General features: G+C 64.2%; 1 protein-coding gene. It reads left to right on the forward strand.

Features of this window, described 5'->3' with window-relative positions; all coding sequences use genetic code 11:
* Window positions 1–1,411, forward strand: a 1,411-nt coding sequence (locus ACIQMX_RS42465; protein WP_402487081.1) for a condensation domain-containing protein, incomplete at both ends; no start/stop codon positions are given.

Below are 1,411 nucleotides of genomic sequence, written 5' to 3' on the forward strand. Positions count from 1 at the left end.
TCGTCGATCTTCCGGTGGGGATTGATGGTGGGGGGTTGGAGGCGGTGTTGTCGGCGGTGGTGGATCGGCATGATGTGTTGCGGTCGCGGTTGGTGGGTGTGGGTGCTGGTCGGGTGCTTGAGGTGGGGGTGGTGGGTTCGGTTCGGGTGGGGGATTTGGTGCGGCGTGTGGTGTGTGATGGTGAGTGGGATTCGGTGGGTTGGCGTGGTGTGGCGTCGGTGGAGTTGGATGCGGCGTTGGGGGGTTTGGATCCTGTTGGTGGGGTGATGGCGCGGTTTGTTTGGTTTGATGCGGGTCCGTTGGTGGCGGGTCGGTTGTTGTTGGTGTTGCATCATTTGGTGGTGGATGGGGTGTCGTGGCGGGTGTTGTTGCCTGATCTTGCGGCGGCGTGGTCGCGGGTGCGGGTGGGTGAGGTTGCGGTGTTGCCGGGGGTGGGGACGTCGGTGCGTCGGTGGTCTCATGCGTTGGTGGAGGAGGCTGGTTCGGTTTCGCGGGTGGGGGAGTTGGGTTTTTGGGAGGGGGTGTTGTCGGGTCCGGATGCGTTGTTGGGGTGTCGGGGGCTGGATCCGGTGGTGGATTCGATGGGGTCTGTGGAGCGTGTGCGGGTGGTGGTGGGTGCGGGGGTGACGGAGGCGTTGTTGTCGGGTGTGCCTGGTGCTTTTCGTGCGGGGGTGAATGACGGTTTGTTGGCGGGGTTGGCGGTTGCGGTGGTGCGGTGGCGTGGGTTGCGTGGGGTGGATCAGTCGGATGTGTTGGTGCGGTTGGAGGGGCATGGGCGTGAGGAGGGGGTGGTTGAGGGGGCTGATTTGTCGCGGACGGTGGGTTGGTTCACGAGTATGTTCCCGGTGCGGTTGGATGTGTCGGGGTTTGATGTGGGTGAGGTGTTTGCTTCGGGTGGGGCTGCTGGTGGTGTGGTGAAGGCGGTGAAGGAGCAGTTGTTGCGGGTTCCGGACAGGGGTCTGGGGTTTGGGTTGTTGAGGTATTTGGATGAGGGTGCGGGGGGTGTGCTGGCGGGGTTGCGGGTGCCGCAGATCGGGTTCAATTATCTGGGGCGTTTTTCGGTGGCGGATATGCCGGAGGAGTTGCGTGGTCTGGGGTGGTCCCAGGTGATGGGTGTGGATGAGATCGAGTCGGAGTTCGATGCGGATATGCCGGCGTTGTCGGTGTTGGAGATTGGTGCGTTTGTTGCGGATGGGGTGGGGGGTCCGTGTTTGGAGGCGGTGTTCTCGTTCCCGCGGGGGGTGTTGGGCCGGGGTGAGGTGGAGGAGCTGGCTGGTTTGTGGTCGGAGGCGTTGTCGGGTCTTGCGGGGTTCGTGGGGGGTTCGGGTGGGGGTGGTCTGACTCCGTCGGATGTGCCGTTGGTGGAGGTGTCGCAGGGGGAGATCGAGGGGTGGGAGGCCCGGTATCCGGC

This window comes from Streptomyces sp. NPDC091416 (assembly GCF_044756845.1).
GTDB lineage: Bacteria > Actinomycetota > Actinomycetes > Streptomycetales > Streptomycetaceae > Streptomyces.